Source organism: Sphingobium sp. TB-6, from assembly GCF_012927365.1.
Taxonomy (GTDB): domain Bacteria; phylum Pseudomonadota; class Alphaproteobacteria; order Sphingomonadales; family Sphingomonadaceae; genus Sphingobium.
This window is the reverse complement of record NZ_JABBGL010000006.1, coordinates 142,334-158,430: the sequence shown is the minus strand read 5'-3', so window position 1 is coordinate 158,430 and position 16,097 is coordinate 142,334. Positions and strand designations below refer to the sequence as shown.

Sequence of the window (16,097 nt, the reverse complement as noted above, 5' to 3'; positions counted from 1 at the left end):
CCTCAGTTCTTGCGGTCGAGCGCGACGCCATAGAGTTCCATCCGGTGGTCGACCAGGCGGAAGCCCAGCTTTTCCGCGATCTGCTTTTGCAACTGCTCCAGTTCAGGATCGACAAATTCGATGACATTGCCGGTTTCGACATCGATCAGATGATCGTGGTGGGATTCAGGCGCCGCCTCATAACGGGCGCGGCCGTCACCGAAATCATGGCGATCCAATATGCCTGCTTCTTCGAACAGGCGAACGGTGCGGTAGACGGTGGCGATGGAAATGCCCGGATCGATCGCCGCGGATCGCCTGTGCAGCTCCTCGACATCCGGATGGTCGCTGGCGTCGCTCAGCACCTGGGCGATGACGCGGCGCTGTTCGGTGATGCGCAGACCCTTTTCGTGACAAAGGGCTTCGACGTCGATCTTGCGGTTCATGCAGGCTCACTTGGCTGAAATTTGCGTAAGTCGGGAGGGAACCTAGCGGCTTTTGTCCTAGTATAAAAGGGGCGCGCGGTTGGCGCACCCCTTTGCATGGGCTTTTGCCTGCGGTTCGCGGGCTTATTTCGCGGCGCGGGTCCGGCGGCGCTTGGTGCCCAGGCCGATCTTCTTCGCCAGGCTGCGGCGCTGTTCGGCATAGTTGGGCGCGACCATCGGATAATCGGCCGGCAGGCTCCACTTGGCGCGATAATCATCCGGCGTCATCTGATAATGAGTCATCAGGTGACGCTTCAGCATCTTGAGCTTCTTGCCGTCTTCCAGGCAGATGATGTAGTCGGGCTTGATCGACGAGCGGACCGACACCGCGGGTTCCGGCTTCACTTCCGGCACGGCGGCCGGCGTGGTGAGGCCCGAAAGCGCGGCATGTACATTCTGGATCAGGGTAGATACGTCAGAGACGGCGACGCTGTTGTTCGAGACATGGGCCGCGACAATATCCGACGTCAAAGTAATGAGCAATTCGCTCTGCGCTGATTCGATTTCCATTTCTTTTCCTTGCGAAGGCTATTGGTTATGCGACCCGCCCGGGGAAAATCATTTCAGGAGCGGCACGGGTCAGCTATACCGATGGTTTCTGTTTTGCAAGAGTGGATTTAAATCATCTAAGCATATCGATACGAAAGCTTAGCGCGTCATGAAGTTGTCCGTCATTGCCGCGATAGTAACCGGGACGACGGTGTACATATTCGAACCCGGCTTTTTCATATAGCCTTATTGCTGTATTGGACGCCCGAACTTCGAGATTCATCGATGTAATGCCCCGCTTGCGCGCTGTCCTGAGGCTGTCGAGCAAAAGAGCTTCCCCGATGCCCCGGCCGCGCCAGAGCGGGCTGACCGCCAGCAACAGCAGCTCGCATTCATCGAGTACTGACCGGACCAGCGCAAAACCCAGCGGCGCGGCGTCGATCCGGGCGATGGTAAGCCAGGTGCCCGGCATCGTCATCACGCCGGAAAGCTGGGGCAGAGTCCACGCTTCACCATAGGCCGGGTCGAATGCGCGGGCCATGACGTCCATGGCGTCGCTCATCGCGTTGCGCTCGCCCTGTTCATAGGTGTCGAGGGTCAGGCCGGGGATCATGGTGCTGTCCGTTCCGTCATTGGACGGGCGTCGGCATCGCGGCAATAAATGGGGGAGGGAGGGAGTGGGGGAAGCCCGGCGACCAGCGGATAGTCGGCGGCATCGGGATAGAGGCTGACCGCCGTGCCATGGCCTCGCGCCGTCACCAGGGCTTCGGCGCCCGTGCCGTACAGCAATGGATGGGTCAGTTGCTCCGCCAGTAGCGCGATCGGCGTGGAGGCTGGAGCGGTAAGCGGCGTGAGCCCGTCCGCGGAGAAGCTCTGCCAGAACAGCTCGCCATGGCCGCCGGTGATGGTCACGGTGATGGACTCGTTCTCATGTCCGACGCCCGCCTTGGCCGCGATCAGGCTCAGCGCGCCATAGCCGTGCAGCGGAATGCCCCAGGCCAGCGCCAGTGCGCGGGCGGCGGCGATGCCTATGCGAACGCCGGTGAAGCTGCCGGGACCGACATCGACAGCGATCGCATCGGCTTTCCCGCCGCCGGGCATGGCGGCGATGGCAGGCAGCAGCGCTTCGGCATGGCCCCGGCCAACGATTTCATGAAAATGGCCGATGGGGGCGCCGTCATCGAGCAGCGCCACGGACAGCGCTTGCGTCGCGGTGTCGATGACCAATATGCGCAAAGAAAACCCCTGTAGACCGCTCGCCCGATGCGACGCTTGGATCAGCGGTTAGTCGATCGGGATCGATTTGCCAATTGGCCGCGCCCGATCAGACGGCGCGAACCTCGGTCACTTCGGGGACATAATGTTTAAGCAATTGTTCGATGCCGTTTTTCAGCGTCGCGGTGGAGGAGGGGCAGCCCGAACAGGCGCCCTGCATCCTCAAATAAACGGTGCCCTTGTCGAAGCCGCGATAGATGATGTCGCCGCCGTCATTGGCCACGGCGGGGCGGACGCGGGTGTCGATCAGCTCACGAATCTGCGCGACGATTTCCGCGTCTTCGGGATCGTCGGCAAATTCCTCCTCTTCCGGCACGAAGATTTCGCCGGCCGAACCCGGTGTGAACAGCGGCATATTGGCCGAGAAATGTTCTAGCAGGGTGGCGAGGATGTCCGGCTTCACGTCGCTCCACTGCGAGCCTGGCGCGATGGTGACGGAAATGAAGTCGCCGCCGAAGAACACGCCCGTCACATCGCCCAGGCCAAAGAGCGCAGACGCCAGAGGAGAGGCTTCCGCTTCCTCCGGCGTGGCGAAATCGCGGGTGCCCATGCCCATGACCACGCGGCCAGGGATGAATTTGACGGTGGCCGGATTGGGCGTCGTTTCAGTCTCGATCAACATGCGCGTTATGTGGAGAGAAGACTGCGCAAGATCAAGCTTTCGTGCTAAATTGAATGCCGGAGCTTCGCTTGGCCCCGTCGATTGAGTCCCGTGTGAGATCGAAGGAGAGAGAAGATGAGCAATGAGGCCGACATCCGCCATCGTTTCTGGACAGAGCTTGCGCAAAGCCCGTTTGTAATGATGGGTCTGCAGGGGGCGCAGGACCATAGCATGCCGATGACGGCACAGCTCGATCCCGGCGCGAGCCATTGTTTCTGGTTCTACACGACGCGCGAGAACCGATTGGCGCAGGGCGGGCCGGCGATGGCGCAGTTCGTCGCCAAGGGGCATTTCCTGTTCGCCTGCATCGACGGCACGCTGGTCGAGGAGACGGACCCGGCGGTGATCGACCGCTATTGGACCCATGATGTTGTGAGCTGGTATCCTGGAGGACGGCAGGATCCGCACTTGCTGATGCTCCGCTTCGACCTGGGGCGCGCCGAAATCTGGCGTGCGGATATGTCGTTGGGTGGGATGTTCCGTCAGATGTTCGGCGGCGATGTGCGCGACGAGATGCGCAGCAAGCATGTGGAAGTGACGCTTTAGGCGGGCCTTCGCCGGCAAGTTAAATCGTCATCCCGGCGAACGCTGGGATGACGAACATATCTCCATCATTTTCGGTCACGTCACCACCAACGCCATCTACCGCTTGCTTTTCCCCGACATTCCCGCCATACGCGCTGCAGCGCAGCAGTTGGGCTTAATCGCCCTTTCAGCGATTGGCAGCGTGATCGCTCCGGCCGACAGGCATCGGGGCCGGCCAATGAAAGTCTGCGCCAAGCTTTGAGGCTTCCCTTTTCACGCGGGTCGTTTCGTAACCCGCCTTGCGTCCCGGCCATGCCGGAAGGCGCCGGGGCCGACTTGTGAGTTATCATCCATGCAATTTACCGACCTTGGCCTTGCCGAGCCGATCCTGAAGGCGCTCGCCGCCAAGAAATATGCTTTGCCCACCCCCATCCAGGCGCAGGCCATTCCCGTTTTGCTGAAGGGCAAGGATCTGTGCGGCATCGCGCAGACCGGCACCGGCAAGACGGCGGCCTTCGCGCTGCCGAGCCTTGACCATTTCGCCCGCAACCCCAAACCGACGCCGCTTCAGGGCTGCCGGATGCTGGTGCTTTCTCCCACGCGCGAACTGGCGGCGCAGATCGCGCAGAGCTTCCGCGACTATGGCCGTTTCATGAAGCTGTCGGTGGAGGTCGTGTTTGGCGGCGTGCCGATCAACAAGCAGATCCGCGCACTGGGCCGGGGCGTCGATATCGTCGTCGCGACGCCGGGCCGTCTGCTCGACCTGATCGACCAGCGGGCTTTCACCATCAAGGATACCGAGATTTTCGTCCTCGATGAAGCCGACCAGATGATGGACATGGGCTTCATCCATCCCTTGAAACGCATCGCCAAGCTGCTGCCCAAGGAACGGCAGAACCTCTTCTTCTCCGCCACCATGCCGGGTGAGATCGAGGCGCTGGCCGCGCAGTTCCTTCGCGATCCGGTAAAGGTCAGCGTCGCGCCGCAGTCGACCACGGCGGAGCGGGTCCGTCAGCAGGCGACCTTCGTCAATCAGATGGAGAAGCAGGCGTTGCTCAACCTGACGGTCAGGAGCGAGGATATCGACCGCGCGCTGATCTTCACGCGTACGAAACATGGCGCGGACCGCGTCGTGCGCTTTCTGGAAGGGGCGGGAATTCAGGCCGTCGCCATCCATGGCAACAAGAGCCAGGCGCAGCGGACCACCGCCTTGCAGGCTTTCCGCCATGGCCAAGTGAAGCTGTTGGTAGCAACCGACATCGCGGCACGTGGGATCGACGTTTCGGGCGTGTCCCATGTCATCAATTTCGAGCTGCCCAATGTGCCCGAGCAATATGTTCACCGCATCGGCCGCACGGCCCGCGCCGGGGCGGAAGGGATCGCGATCAGCTTCGTGGCGGACGACGAGCGGCCTTATCTGAAAGCGATCGAGCGGACGGCGAAGGTGAAGCTGGAGATCGTGCCTCTGCCGGAGAATTTCGTCGAGGCGGTGCGTAACATGCCCAAGGCGGCCCCGCCGCGCAAAGGCCGCGAGCAGACGCCGGAGCAGAAGGCCAAGCGCGCCGATGGTCAGCGCCGCTATCAGGACCAGCAGAAGCAGCCGCGCGGCAATGCCGAGCGGGCACACCGCCCCGATGGTGAAGCCGGCCAGCCCGCGAAGAAGAACTTCCGTCGCCGGCGCGGCGGCAGCGGCGTCGGCGCGCATAAGGGCGCGGTGCAGAGGACGGGCGGACGTTGAGATCATGAGCTTTGTGCTCCTGCGAAGGCAGGGGCCCAGTTCCGCCGTTTGATTGCGTTTCTACCGTTTGAACTGGGTTCCTGCCTTCGCAGGAACACGGTGCGCCTTGTTTCTGGCCTCCCACTCTTTGTCAGTGGTCATTCAGGAAAATCTCTTTAGGCTGCGCGGCCATGAGCTTTTCCTTCCGGCGCTCTGCCGCTTCGCTGTCCGTCCTTGCCTTGCTGCTTTCGGGAGTTTCCGCGCCTCTTGCCGCGAAAACGGACCCGGTTGCCAATCCCGCCGCGTCCGGATCGACCAAGGCGCAAGTCCGGCCATGGCTTTATGAAAACAGCGATGTGCCGATCGATCCGGCATGGCGTTTTGGGGAGCTGTCCAACGGTTTGCGCTATGCGATCCGACGCAACGGCGTGCCACCGGGGCAGGTCTCGGTCAGGCTGCGGATCGATGCCGGGTCGCTGATGGAGCAGCCCGATGAACTGGGTTACGCCCATTTCATGGAGCATCTGACTTTCCGCGGCTCCCGCCATGTGCCCGATGGTGAATCCAAGCGCATCTGGCAGCGGCTGGGCGTCACCTTCGGTAGCGACAGCAATGCGCAGACGACGCCCACCGGCACCACCTACGCTCTCGATCTGCCGCAGGCGACGCAGGCGAGTCTGGGGGAAAGCCTTAAGATCCTGTCCGGCATGATGGCCGATCCCAACATCGTGGAAAGCGCGGTCAATGCCGAGCGGGCGGTCGTCCTGGCGGAAAAGCGCGAGGGCGATGGGCCGCAAATGCGGATTTCCGATGCGACGCGAAGGCATTTCTTCGCTGGCCAGCCCTTGGCCGATCATAGCCCGATCGGCACCGTGGCGACGCTGAATGCGGTGACGGCGGCGAAGATGGAGGCTTTCCACCAGCGCTGGTATCGCCCTGAAAATGCCGTGATCTCAATCGCGGGCGACATCGACCCGGCCATGGCCGAGCAGTTGATCAAGGATAATTTCGCATCCTGGACCGTGCCGGGCAAGGGCGCGCCGTTGCCCGATTTCGGGGAGCCCGACGCCAAGGCGCCCGCGACCCGGGTGACGGTGGAACCCGGCGCGCCTACCGGCCTTACCATGGCCTGGTTGCGGCCATGGAAGCCGCGTGCGGACACCATCGTCTATAATCAGGACAAGCTGACCGACATGTTGGCCCTTCAGATCATCAGCCGTCGATTGGAGCAGGCTGCGCGCAGCGGCGGCAGCTTCCTGCAGGCGGGCGTGGATCAGCAGGATGTGAGCCGGTCGGTGGACGGCACTTTCGTCACCATCGTGCCCACCGGCGAAAATTGGGAGAAGGCGCTGGGCGATGTCCGCGCCATCATAGAAGACGCCAAGGCCGTTCCGCCCAGCCAGTTGGAAATCGACCGCGAATATGCGCAGATGGATACGGCGCTCGCCATCCAGGTCGAAAATGCCGATACCGAGGCGGGCGCCAAGCAGGCGAGCGATCTGGTGAGCGCGGTCGATATCCGCGAAACCACCGTCAGCCCGCAGGCGGCTCTGGACATCTTCCGTTCCGGCAAGTCGGGCATGACGCCGCAAAAGATATTGGATTCGACGCGGCGGCTCTTTTCGGCGGGCGTTTTCCGGGCGCATCTGATCACCGGGAAGGTGCAGCCGGGCGTCGATGCGAAGCTGGCCGCCGCCGTAGCGGCTCCGGTCAAGGCGGCGACCAATGCGCGCCTGAATGACAAGGTCGTGACCATGGCCGACCTGCCGAAACTGGGTGCGCCGGGCAAGGTCGTGTGTCGCACGCCGATCGGCCTGCCGGGGATGGAAAGCATCATCTTCTCCAATGGCGTGAAGCTCACCCTTTTCGCCAATGATGCGGAGACGGAGAAGGTGCGGATCAATGTCCGCTTCGGCCATGGCCAGCAGGCCTTTTCACCGACCAAAGCCGCGCCGGGCTGGGCCGCCGATTATGCGCTGGTCGCGAGCGGGATCGGAAAGCTAGGGCAGCGGGAGCTGGATGACCTCACCAATGGACGCCGCATGGGAATGGATTTTTCCATCGATGACGACGCCTTCGAATTGCAGGCGGTCACGCGACCGGCGGACTATAAGGATCAGCTTCAATTGTTCGCGACCAAGCTCGCCGCGCCCGGTTGGGATCCTGCGCCGATCGCGAGGGTGAAGACGGGTGCCGGGGTCGCCTATGATGCGATGGCGCGGGCGCCCGATTCCGTGCTGGCGCGCGATCTCAACTGGTTGCTGCATGACAAGGATGTGCGCTTCCGCACGCCCTCGCGGGCGGAGATCGATGGGCTGACGCCGCAGGCCTTCCGCGCGACATGGGAGCCGCTGTTGGCGTCGGGGCCGATCGAGGTCCAGATTTTCGGCCAGGTGAAGGCGGATGACGCCATCGCGGCTGTCGCTGCAACCTTCGGCGCTTTACCGCCACGGCCCGAAGTGCCGGTTCCGGCGGCGAACAAGATCATGCGCTTTCCCGCCCATGTCGAGGCGCCGGTGATCCTGCGGCACAAGGGCGATAAGGAACAGGCGGCGGCGGTGATGGCCTGGCCGACAGCAGGCGGCTTTGCGCTGACCAAAGAAGCGCGGCAACTGGAAATATTGACGCAGATCTTCAACGATCGGTTGTTCGACAAGCTGCGCTCGACCGAGGGGGCTGCCTATTCGCCCAGCGTTCAGAATAACTGGCCTTTTTCCTATGAAAGCGGCGGCTATATTTTGGTCACGAGCCAGGTGCGGCCCGATCGTGTCAACTATTTCTACGACGTGGTGAAGGATACGGCGGCCGATTTGGCTAGGAATCCGGTGAGCGAGGATGAATTGCAGCGGGCGGTGGCGCCGATGCGGCAATTGCTGATGCGCGCCGGGACGGGCAATGCCTTCTGGATGAACCAGATGGAGGGCGCGACCCATGATCCGCGCTATGTGCAGGCGATGCAGACCATGGCGCAGGATATGCTGACAGTCACGCCTGCCGATCTTCAGGCGTTGGCGGCCAAATATCTGGTGCCGGGCAAGAGCTGGTCGGCAGTGGTGCTGCCCGATGGCGTCGCCGCCCGATAGGGTGGGTGGCTCAGGCCGTGTCGTCCCCTGGCGGGCTTTCAAGCCGGCGCGCGGCCCGACTGTTCCAGCAACTGGCTGTATAGGCGCACATATTCCATGTGGATCGCTCGGATTTCAGGATTTCTGGAGCGGGCCGCCAGTCTGCGGTTGCGGTCAAGCCGAGCCTCGAAATAGCTGCGATCGAACGATGCGTTGATGCCCATTATCTGCCTCCCGGAACGATTTGGGAGCGAGAATGCTTCACAGCGGCAGATGGTTGCTGCATCGCACCCCAATCGTTGCTGCAACGCGACGGAAGGAGCGGAAGCTACGCCGGACCGATCAGTCCATGGCGCGGAGCGCGGCGACGATCATGAAGGCGGCACGCTTGGCGGTGCGTTCGGCGCTGATGTCGGGCGCCGACAGGCTGCGGTGGCCAAGGCCGAACAGGCAGGCCAGGATGATTTCCTCGGCGCTTTTCAGCGCTTCCCCGGACAGGTCGGGATTGGCGACGCAGGCGAAATCGCCCAATGACTTTCGCAAGCCCCTGCACATGTCGGTGATGGTGTCGCGGACCGGCGCATTGCGGAATGCTTCGGCCAATATGTCGAAGGACAGAGCCTCATGCGGATCGTCCATGACCTCCAGCAGCAGCAGTTCGAACGTCCGCTCGATGCTGATCTCCCCCGCGTCGAGGCGGGTTTGCAAGCTCGATATGATCGTTTCGCGTTCCTGCATGTCGCTTTTCACGATGGCTTCGATAATATCTTCCTTGCCCTTGAACAGGCGGTAGATCTGGCCCACGGAAACTTGGGCGGCGGTGGCCAGTTCGGCCATTGCGCTTTGGTGGAAACCGTTGGCGGCGAACAGATCGCGGGCCGCGTTCAATATGCGGTCTCGGGCAGTCCGTTCATGTTGCGGCGCAATCAAAAATCTTCATCCCGGCTTTTTTACTCTTGAACAAATTGTGGCAGGTTCCTACCTGCGGCGCAAGCGGAATGAACGTTCATTCCAGTGATCGGCTTTAGGGAAACGGAGCAGCGACCGATGCAAAAGGGGATATTTGTCGGACTGCTCGCTTGCGCATCGACCCTGGCGCTGGGCGGTTGCGGCCAGCAACAGCAGCCGGCGCCGCCGCCCCCCGCAGTCGGCATCGTTAACGTGACGGTCGAGGCCGCGCCCCTCGTGACCGAGCTTCCGGGTCGCATCGCAGCCATGGAAACCGCGGAAGTCAGACCACAGATTAATGGTGTCATCCGTCGCAGATTGTTTACCGAAGGCGCCTTGGTACAGGCGGGCCAACTGCTCTACGAGATCGAGGACGCCCCTTATCGTGCGGCTTTGGGACAGGCGCAGGGCGCGTTGGCGCGGTCGCAGGCATCGATCCGGGCCACGGGTTTGCAGGCGCAACGCTATAAGGAGCTGGTCGGCATCAACGCGGTCAGCCGGCAGGAGGCTGACAATGCCGCCGCCGCCGCCCAACAGGCACGCGCCGATGTCGCGGCACAGCGGGCTGCGGTGCAGGCCGCACAGGTGAACCAGGATTTCACGCGCATAAGGGCGCCGATTTCGGGGCGTATCGGCCGCTCCCTGTTCACGCCGGGTGCGCTGGTGCAGGCCGGGCAAGCCGACGCTCTGGCGACGATCCAGCGGACCGACATCGTCTATGTCGACGTGACCCAGTCGGCGGCGCAGATCATCGATCTCAAGCAGGCGATGCAGGCGGGTGGCGTCAGCGCGGCCGACGGGGCGCGGGTGCAGTTGCTGCTCCCCAATGGCAGCGTCTATCCGATCGAGGGGCGGCTGCAATTTTCCGAAGTGACGGTCGATCCCAGTTCGGGCGCGGTGACTTTGCGCGCGACCTTTGCCAATCCGGATGGGCTGTTGCTGCCGGGCATGTATGTCCGCGCCAAGCTGGTCGAGGGGCAGCGCACCAAGGCGATCTTGGCACCGCAGCAGGGCATCACCCGCGATGCGCGAGGCCGGGCGACGGCCATGGTCGTCGGGGCAGGCAACAAGGTCGAATTGCGTCAGGTCGAAACCGACCGGCCGGTGGGCGACAAATGGATCGTCACCAAGGGATTGAAGGCGGGTGACAGGCTGATCGTCGAGGGGCTGGTCAACCTGCGCCCCGGAACGGTCGTGAAGCCGGGCGCGCCGCAGCAGGTGACGGCTCCGCAGAAGCCAGCGAATTCCGGCGGAGCGAAGTAAGCGATGGCCCGCTATTTCATCGACAGGCCCATCTTCGCATGGGTCATCGCCATCGTCATCATGCTGGCCGGCGCGCTGGCGCTCCGGTCGCTGGCCGTGGCGCAGTTTCCGGCCATCGCGCCGCCCGCGGTGACGATTTCCACCACTTATCCCGGCGCCAACGCCCAAACGCTGGAAAGCACGACGACGCAGATCATCGAGCAGCAGCTCAAGGGCATCGACAATCTCCGCTATTTCTCCTCAAGCAGCGATTCCGCCGGCAATCTGACCATCACCCTGACTTTCGAGCAGGGCACCGACGCCGACATCGCGCAGGTCCAGGTGCAGAACAAGCTGGCCCAGGCGACGCCGCTGTTGCCGCAGGAAGTGCAGCAGCAGGGGTTGCGCGTCACCAAATCCACCTCGACCTTCCTGATGATCATGGCCGTCTATGCCGATGACGGCATTCACGACCAGCAGGATGCGGGCGATTTCGTCGCGTCGGCATTGCAGGATCCGGTCAGCCGGGTCAATGGCGTGGGCGACACGCAGTTGCTGGGCGCGCAATATGCGATGCGGGTCTGGCTCGACCCCTATAAGATGGCTAACCTGGGCGTCACCACGGGCGACGTCAAATCGGCCATCCGGGCGCAGAATGCGCAGGTTTCGGCTGGCCAGATCGGCGGCACGCCTTCGCCCAGGGGACAGGCGCTGAACGCCACCGTGACGGCGCAGTCGCGCCTGAAGACGCCCGAAGAGTTCCGCCAGATCAGACTGCGCAGCAACGGCGATGGGTCGGTCGTTCATCTGTCGGACGTCGCCCGGGTCGAACTGGGTGCGGAGAGCTACAGCTTCGGGGCGAAGTTCAACGGCCATCCGGCCGCCGGTTTCGGCGTCAGGCTGGCGCCCGGCGCCAACGCGCTCGATACCGTTGACGGCGTCAAGAGCCGCATCAACGAACTGTCCAAGACCTTCCCGAGCTGGGTCAAATATGACTTCCCGGTCGACAATTCGACCTTCGTGAGACTGTCGGTGGAGCAGGTGGTCCACACCTTGATCGAGGCGACCCTGCTCGTCTTCGTGGTGATGTTCCTGTTCCTGCAGAATTGGCGCGCCACGCTGATCCCGACCATTGCGGTGCCGGTGGTGCTGCTGGGGTCGCTGGCGATCCTCTATGCGGCGGGTTTCACCATCAATACGCTGACACTGTTCGGCATGGTGCTGGCGATCGGTCTGCTGGTCGACGACGCCATCGTCGTGGTCGAAAATGTCGAGCGCATCATCCAGGAAGAGGGACTCAGTCCGAAGGAAGCCGCGAAAAAATCGATGGACGAGATCAGCGGCGCGCTGATCGGCATCGGCCTGGTGCTGTCGGCGGTGTTCCTGCCGATGGCGTTTTTTGGCGGGTCGACCGGCGTGATCTTCCGTCAATTCTCCATCACCATCGTTTCCGCGATGGTGCTGTCGGTGCTGGTGGCCTTGATCCTGACTCCCGCGCTCTGCGCGACGATCCTGCGCCCCAAGGGGCATAGCCATATCTGGACGGGGCCTTTCGGCTCGCGCTTCGGCCGCTTCTTCGACTGGTTCAACCGGACCTTCGACCGCAATGTCGTGCGCTATGGCGTGGCGGTGGAAAAGGTCGAGCGCCGCTGGGGCCGGACGATGCTGGTCTATGGGCTGATCGTGGTCGGCATGGGACTGGTCTTCCTGCGCTTGCCGGGCGGTTTCCTGCCCGATGAGGATCAGGGGATCATCATCAACCAGGTCTCCCTGCCGACCGGATCGACGCTGGAGGAGACCGAGCGGACGCTGACCAAGGTGCGCGATCATTATTTGATCGACGAGAAGAAGAATGTCGCCGCCGTGTTCACCATTTCCGGCTTTGGTTTCGTGGGGCAGGGGCAGAATGTCGGCATCGTCTTCGCCCGCATGAAAGACTGGTCGGAGCGCAAGGGCGACGACAACAAGGTGTCCGCCATCGCGCTTCGCGCCAATGGCGCCTTCCGGAAGATTGCCGCCGGCATGGCGATCGCCTTCGTGCCGCCCGCCGTGCAGGAACTGGGCAACGCGACCGGCTTTGATTTCCAGCTCGTGGACCGGGCAGGCCTGGGCCATGAGAAGATGCTGGAGGCGCGCAACCAGTTGCTGGGCATGGCGATGACCGACAAGCGGCTGGCGCAGGTGCGGCCCAACGGCCTGGAGGATACGCCACAGCTCAAGCTGAACGTCGATCAGGCGGCGGCCGGGGCGCTGGGCATCGCCCAATCGGACGTCAACGACACGATCAGCACCGCGATGGGCAGCAGCTACGTCAACGACTTCATCGACCGCGACCGGGTGAAGCGCGTCTATGTGCAGGCCGATGCGCCCTTCCGCACCACGCCGGATTCGATCGGCGGACTGCATGTGCGGGGCAGTTCGGGCGTGATGGCGCCGATATCCTCCTTCGCAACCACCGAATGGACCCATGGTCCGGCCAAGCTGGAGCGGTTCAACGGCGTGCCGTCGATGCAGATCATGGGCGCGCCCGCGCCGGGCGTTTCAACCGGCGAGGCGATGAAGGCGATGGAGGAAATGGCGGCCAAGCTGCCGGCGGGCGTCGGCTATGAATGGAACGGCATTTCCTATGAGGAGCAGACCTCCGGCGGGCAGGCTCCGGCGCTGTACGCGCTGTCGATGCTGATCGTCTTCCTGTGCCTGGCCGCGCTTTATGAAAGCTGGTCGGTGCCGATCGCGGTCATGCTGGTGGTGCCGCTGGGCGTCTTCGGGGCGGTGGTCGCGGCAGCCTTGCTAGGTCTCAACAACGACATTTATTTGCAGGTCGGCCTGATCACGACCATCGGCGTATCGGCGAAAAATGCAATTCTGATCGTGGAATTTGCCGAGGAAAAGATGCGCGAAGGGCTGCCGCCTGCGCAGGCGGCGCTGGAGGCGGGCAAGCTGCGTCTGCGGCCGATCCTGATGACCAGCTTCGCCTTCGTCTTCGGCGTGCTGCCGCTGGCGGTGGCGAAGGGCGCGGGCGCTGGTGGCCAGAACGCCATTGGCTGGGCCGTGGTCGGCGGCATGTTGTCCGCGACGGTGCTCGCCATCTTCTTCGTGCCGGTCTTCTTTACCGTGGTGAAGCGGCTGTTCCGTGAACATCACGGAAGGGAAGAAGGCGAGCATGAGGGCAGCGCCGTGCCGGCGTCGCAGGAGGCGTGAGGATAATGAACAAGATCAAGCTCTTCCCGGCCGCTGCCCTGGCGCTGACGCTCGCCGCCTGCGACATGGCGCCAAAATATGTGCGGCCGACGCTGCCCGTGCCGGAAGCCAGCCCGCAGGGACCGTCTTATACCGTGACGGAGGGACAGGCGATCGCTCCGGCGGATACGGCGTGGAAGGATTTCTTTGTCGATCCGCGCCTGGCCCGGGTCATCGAAACGTCGCTCGCCAATAATCGCGACCTGCGCGTGGCGCTCGCCAATGTCGAGCAGGCGCGGGCGCAATATAGGGTGCAGCGGGCGGATATCTTTCCGACCCTTGGCGTCAATGGCAGCGCGACCTATCAGGATCAGCCCTTCGCCCAACAGGGCGTATCGGGGCGAACGGACATCTACAGCGCCTCGGTCGGCGTGTCGGCGTGGGAAATCGACCTGTTCGGGCGGATCCGCAATCTGGCCAAGGCGGGGCAGGAGCAATATTTTGCTTCGGTCGAGAACCGCAATGCCGCGCAGACCGCTCTGATCGCGGAAGTCGCGAATGCCTGGCTCAGCATGGCGGCGGATCAGGAGCGGCTGAAGATCGCCCGCGATCTGGAGAAGGCCTTTGGCCAGACTCTGGATCTCACAAAGGCGCGCTTTGCCAGGGGGATCGCGTCGGAACTGGAAGTGCGGCAGGCGCAGACCAGCTATGACCAGGCGCGTTCCGACATTGCCCAGACGACGACCCTGGTCGCGCAGGACCAGAATGCACTGAATCTGCTGGCCGGAGCGACTGTGCCAGCGGAGGATCTGCCGACGGCGATGCCGGATGGGGATGTTACACTGGCCAATCTGCCGGCGGACCTGCCTTCCACGGCTTTGCTGCGGCGGCCGGACATCATGGCGGCGGAGCATCAGCTATTGGCGGCCAATGCCAATATCGGTGCGGCGCGTGCGGCTTTCTTCCCGAAAATCTCGCTGACCGCGGCATTCGGGACGATGAGCCTTGGCCTTTCCAATCTGTTCAAGTCGGGCAGCGATTATTGGTCGGTGGCGCCTTCGGCCAGCCTGCCGATCTTCGATTTCGGGCGCAATCAGGGCAATTTGCGTTATGCGCGGGCAAGCTATGACGCGATGGTCGCGACCTATGAGAAGAGCGTGCAGACCGGCTTTCGTGAGGTTGCCGATGCGCTTGCCCGGCGGGGCACGATGACGGCGCAGATGGAGGCGCAGACGTCTTTGCGGGATTCGGCGCGGGTCGGTTATCGACTGTCGGAAGCGCGCTTCCGGGCGGGGGTCGATGGTTTCCTGACCACGCTGGATTCGCAGCGGACGCTCTACAATGCGGAGCAGAGCCTGCTGGCGACGCGGCTGACGCGGGCGACGAACATGGTCGAACTGTATCGCGCCATGGGCGGCGGCCTCAAATAAGCTCGCCCGCCGCTTTGATCGCAAGCGGCGGGAAGGCGCTCCGCCTATCATGTCCTATGCTTGCGCCATCAAATGGTGGAAAGGAGTGGACATGACCTACGCATATCGGATGATGGCCTCACCCGTCGGTGAACTGACGCTGGTGGCAAGCGGGACGGGGCTGGCGGCGGTCCTGTGGGAAAATGATGACCCGAAGCGCGTCAGGCTGGAGCCGCGGGTCGAGCGCGGCGATCACCCTCTGCTGGATAAGGCCGGGCAGCAGCTTGGCGAATATTTTGCCGGACAGCGGGAGGCATTCGATCTGCCGCTCGATTTCAACGGTACGGATTTCCAAAGATGTGTCTGGGCGGCTCTGCTGACCATCCCATTTGGCGAAACGCGCAGCTATGCTGATATTGCAAGCCAGATCGGCAAACCCTCCGCCTACCGGGCCGTGGGGTCTGCCAATGGCCGCAATCCGATTTCGATCATTGCGCCTTGTCACCGCGTGGTAGGGACGAATGGCGCGCTTACCGGCTTTGCGGGTGGCTTGAAGGCCAAGCAATATCTGCTTGGACTGGAAGGAAGAACATTCTGACGGCCATGCAAAAATGGTGCACCCAAGAGGATTCGAACCTCTGGCCTTTGCCTTCGGAGGGCAACGCTCTATCCAGCTGAGCTATGGGTGCGTGTTGCTGCTGTGAAGGGCCGCTTAGCAAAGCCCAATCGCTCACGCCAGCACCAAAATCGCCCCAGACCAAAGTTATTTCGCGAGTTTTCGCATCGGCTGGAATTCGCCAAGGCCGCAGCTCGCCCCCCGCTGCAATCCGCCAGCCTCGTAGAGCACGGTGATAATGTCCACCGAGCAAAGCTGAGACAGGCTGGTCTTGTAGAGGAAGCGCTTTTCGAAGCCCAGGCTGGGGCAGCTATAAGGCAGCGTGTTCCGATAGACCTTGTTGCCGTTCATGATGAAGTCGATCGTGCGGTCATCACGGACATTGGTGGAGCGGATCGACGTGATCTGGACGCAATCGACCGGCTTGCCGGCGGGAACGAGATTGTCGGGAGCGGTCTTGGCGAGGGTTGGGGCGGCGGCGCAGGCGAAAGCCATGGCCAGAGCCAGCC

General features: G+C 62.9%; 15 protein-coding genes and 1 tRNA gene. 7 read left to right on the top strand and 9 right to left on the bottom strand.

All coding sequences use genetic code 11. From position 1 onward, the window contains the following. Nucleotides 1-2: 2 nt before the first annotated feature. From HHL26_RS10560 to HHL26_RS10540, 5 genes are all read right to left on the bottom strand, one after another. A complete protein-coding gene (locus HHL26_RS10560; RefSeq protein WP_066558189.1) occupies nucleotides 3-425 on the bottom strand; it encodes a Fur family transcriptional regulator in 423 nt (140 codons plus the stop codon). 123 nt (nucleotides 426-548) lie between these two features. Continuing rightward, nucleotides 549-974 carry a MucR family transcriptional regulator gene (locus HHL26_RS10555; RefSeq protein WP_066558186.1) on the bottom strand — a complete coding sequence of 142 codons (426 nt, stop codon included), beginning with the start codon at nucleotides 972-974 and terminating at the stop codon, nucleotides 549-551. 112 nt (nucleotides 975-1,086) lie between these two features. After that, on the bottom strand, nucleotides 1,087-1,566 hold the full coding sequence (locus HHL26_RS10550) for a GNAT family N-acetyltransferase (protein ID WP_066558183.1): 480 nt from the start codon (nucleotides 1,564-1,566) through the stop codon (nucleotides 1,087-1,089). Beyond that, entirely contained in the window at nucleotides 1,563-2,189 is a 627-nt protein-coding gene (gene tsaB / locus HHL26_RS10545) for a tRNA (adenosine(37)-N6)-threonylcarbamoyltransferase complex dimerization subunit type 1 TsaB (protein WP_066558178.1), read from the bottom strand. Before tsaB ends, HHL26_RS10550 begins: the two co-directional genes overlap by 4 nt. 88 nt (nucleotides 2,190-2,277) lie before the next feature. Then, nucleotides 2,278-2,850, bottom strand: a complete 573-nt coding sequence (locus tag HHL26_RS10540; protein WP_066558176.1) for a NifU family protein — start codon at nucleotides 2,848-2,850, stop codon at nucleotides 2,278-2,280. Nucleotides 2,851-2,964: 114 nt separating this feature from the next. Here HHL26_RS10540 and HHL26_RS10535 point away from each other — a divergent pair, with 114 nt between their 5' ends. The 3 genes from HHL26_RS10535 (at nucleotide 2,965) to HHL26_RS10525 (ending at nucleotide 8,214) form a co-directional block, all read left to right on the top strand. After that, nucleotides 2,965-3,435, top strand: a complete 471-nt coding sequence (locus HHL26_RS10535) for a pyridoxamine 5'-phosphate oxidase family protein (protein WP_066558173.1) — start codon at nucleotides 2,965-2,967, stop codon at nucleotides 3,433-3,435. Nucleotides 3,436-3,766: 331 nt separating this feature from the next. Then, on the top strand, nucleotides 3,767-5,152 hold the full coding sequence (locus tag HHL26_RS10530; protein WP_066558171.1) for a DEAD/DEAH box helicase: 1,386 nt from the start codon (nucleotides 3,767-3,769) through the stop codon (nucleotides 5,150-5,152). Between the two features lie 170 nt (nucleotides 5,153-5,322). Next, on the top strand, nucleotides 5,323-8,214 hold the full coding sequence (locus tag HHL26_RS10525) for a M16 family metallopeptidase (protein ID WP_066558168.1): 2,892 nt from the start codon (nucleotides 5,323-5,325) through the stop codon (nucleotides 8,212-8,214). A gap of 38 nt (nucleotides 8,215-8,252) precedes the next feature. Here HHL26_RS10525 and HHL26_RS10520 read toward each other — a convergent pair whose 3' ends face one another. After that, the gene (locus tag HHL26_RS10520) at nucleotides 8,253-8,417 is read right to left on the bottom strand and encodes a hypothetical protein (protein ID WP_169576093.1); all 165 of its coding nucleotides are present in this window, start codon (nucleotides 8,415-8,417) and stop codon (nucleotides 8,253-8,255) included. Between the two features lie 118 nt (nucleotides 8,418-8,535). Beyond that, the gene (locus HHL26_RS10515) at nucleotides 8,536-9,123 is read right to left on the bottom strand and encodes a TetR/AcrR family transcriptional regulator (protein WP_066558160.1); all 588 of its coding nucleotides are present in this window, start codon (nucleotides 9,121-9,123) and stop codon (nucleotides 8,536-8,538) included. A gap of 117 nt (nucleotides 9,124-9,240) precedes the next feature. Here HHL26_RS10515 and HHL26_RS10510 point away from each other — a divergent pair, with 117 nt between their 5' ends. From HHL26_RS10510 to HHL26_RS10495, 4 genes are all read left to right on the top strand, one after another. After that, nucleotides 9,241-10,404: an efflux RND transporter periplasmic adaptor subunit gene (locus tag HHL26_RS10510; protein ID WP_066558157.1), complete on the top strand. Its 1,164-nt coding sequence runs from the start codon at nucleotides 9,241-9,243 to the stop codon at nucleotides 10,402-10,404. Nucleotides 10,405-10,407: 3 nt separating this feature from the next. After that, nucleotides 10,408-13,584 (top strand): efflux RND transporter permease subunit, encoded by a 3,177-nt coding sequence (locus HHL26_RS10505; RefSeq protein WP_066558155.1) that lies wholly within the window; start codon nucleotides 10,408-10,410, stop codon nucleotides 13,582-13,584. Nucleotides 13,585-13,589: 5 nt separating this feature from the next. Next, on the top strand, nucleotides 13,590-14,993 hold the full coding sequence (locus HHL26_RS10500; protein ID WP_066561798.1) for an efflux transporter outer membrane subunit: 1,404 nt from the start codon (nucleotides 13,590-13,592) through the stop codon (nucleotides 14,991-14,993). A 91-nt stretch (nucleotides 14,994-15,084) separates the two neighbouring features. Then, nucleotides 15,085-15,570 (top strand): methylated-DNA--[protein]-cysteine S-methyltransferase, encoded by a 486-nt coding sequence (locus HHL26_RS10495; protein WP_066561797.1) that lies wholly within the window; start codon nucleotides 15,085-15,087, stop codon nucleotides 15,568-15,570. A gap of 14 nt (nucleotides 15,571-15,584) precedes the next feature. Here HHL26_RS10495 and HHL26_RS10490 read toward each other — a convergent pair. After that, a tRNA-Arg gene (locus HHL26_RS10490) sits at nucleotides 15,585-15,661 on the bottom strand. A 74-nt stretch (nucleotides 15,662-15,735) separates the two neighbouring features. Then, complete coding sequence (locus HHL26_RS10485; RefSeq protein WP_066561796.1) at nucleotides 15,736-16,083, bottom strand: hypothetical protein; 348 nt, start codon at nucleotides 16,081-16,083, stop codon at nucleotides 15,736-15,738. Between the last annotated feature and the right edge of the window lie 14 nt (nucleotides 16,084-16,097).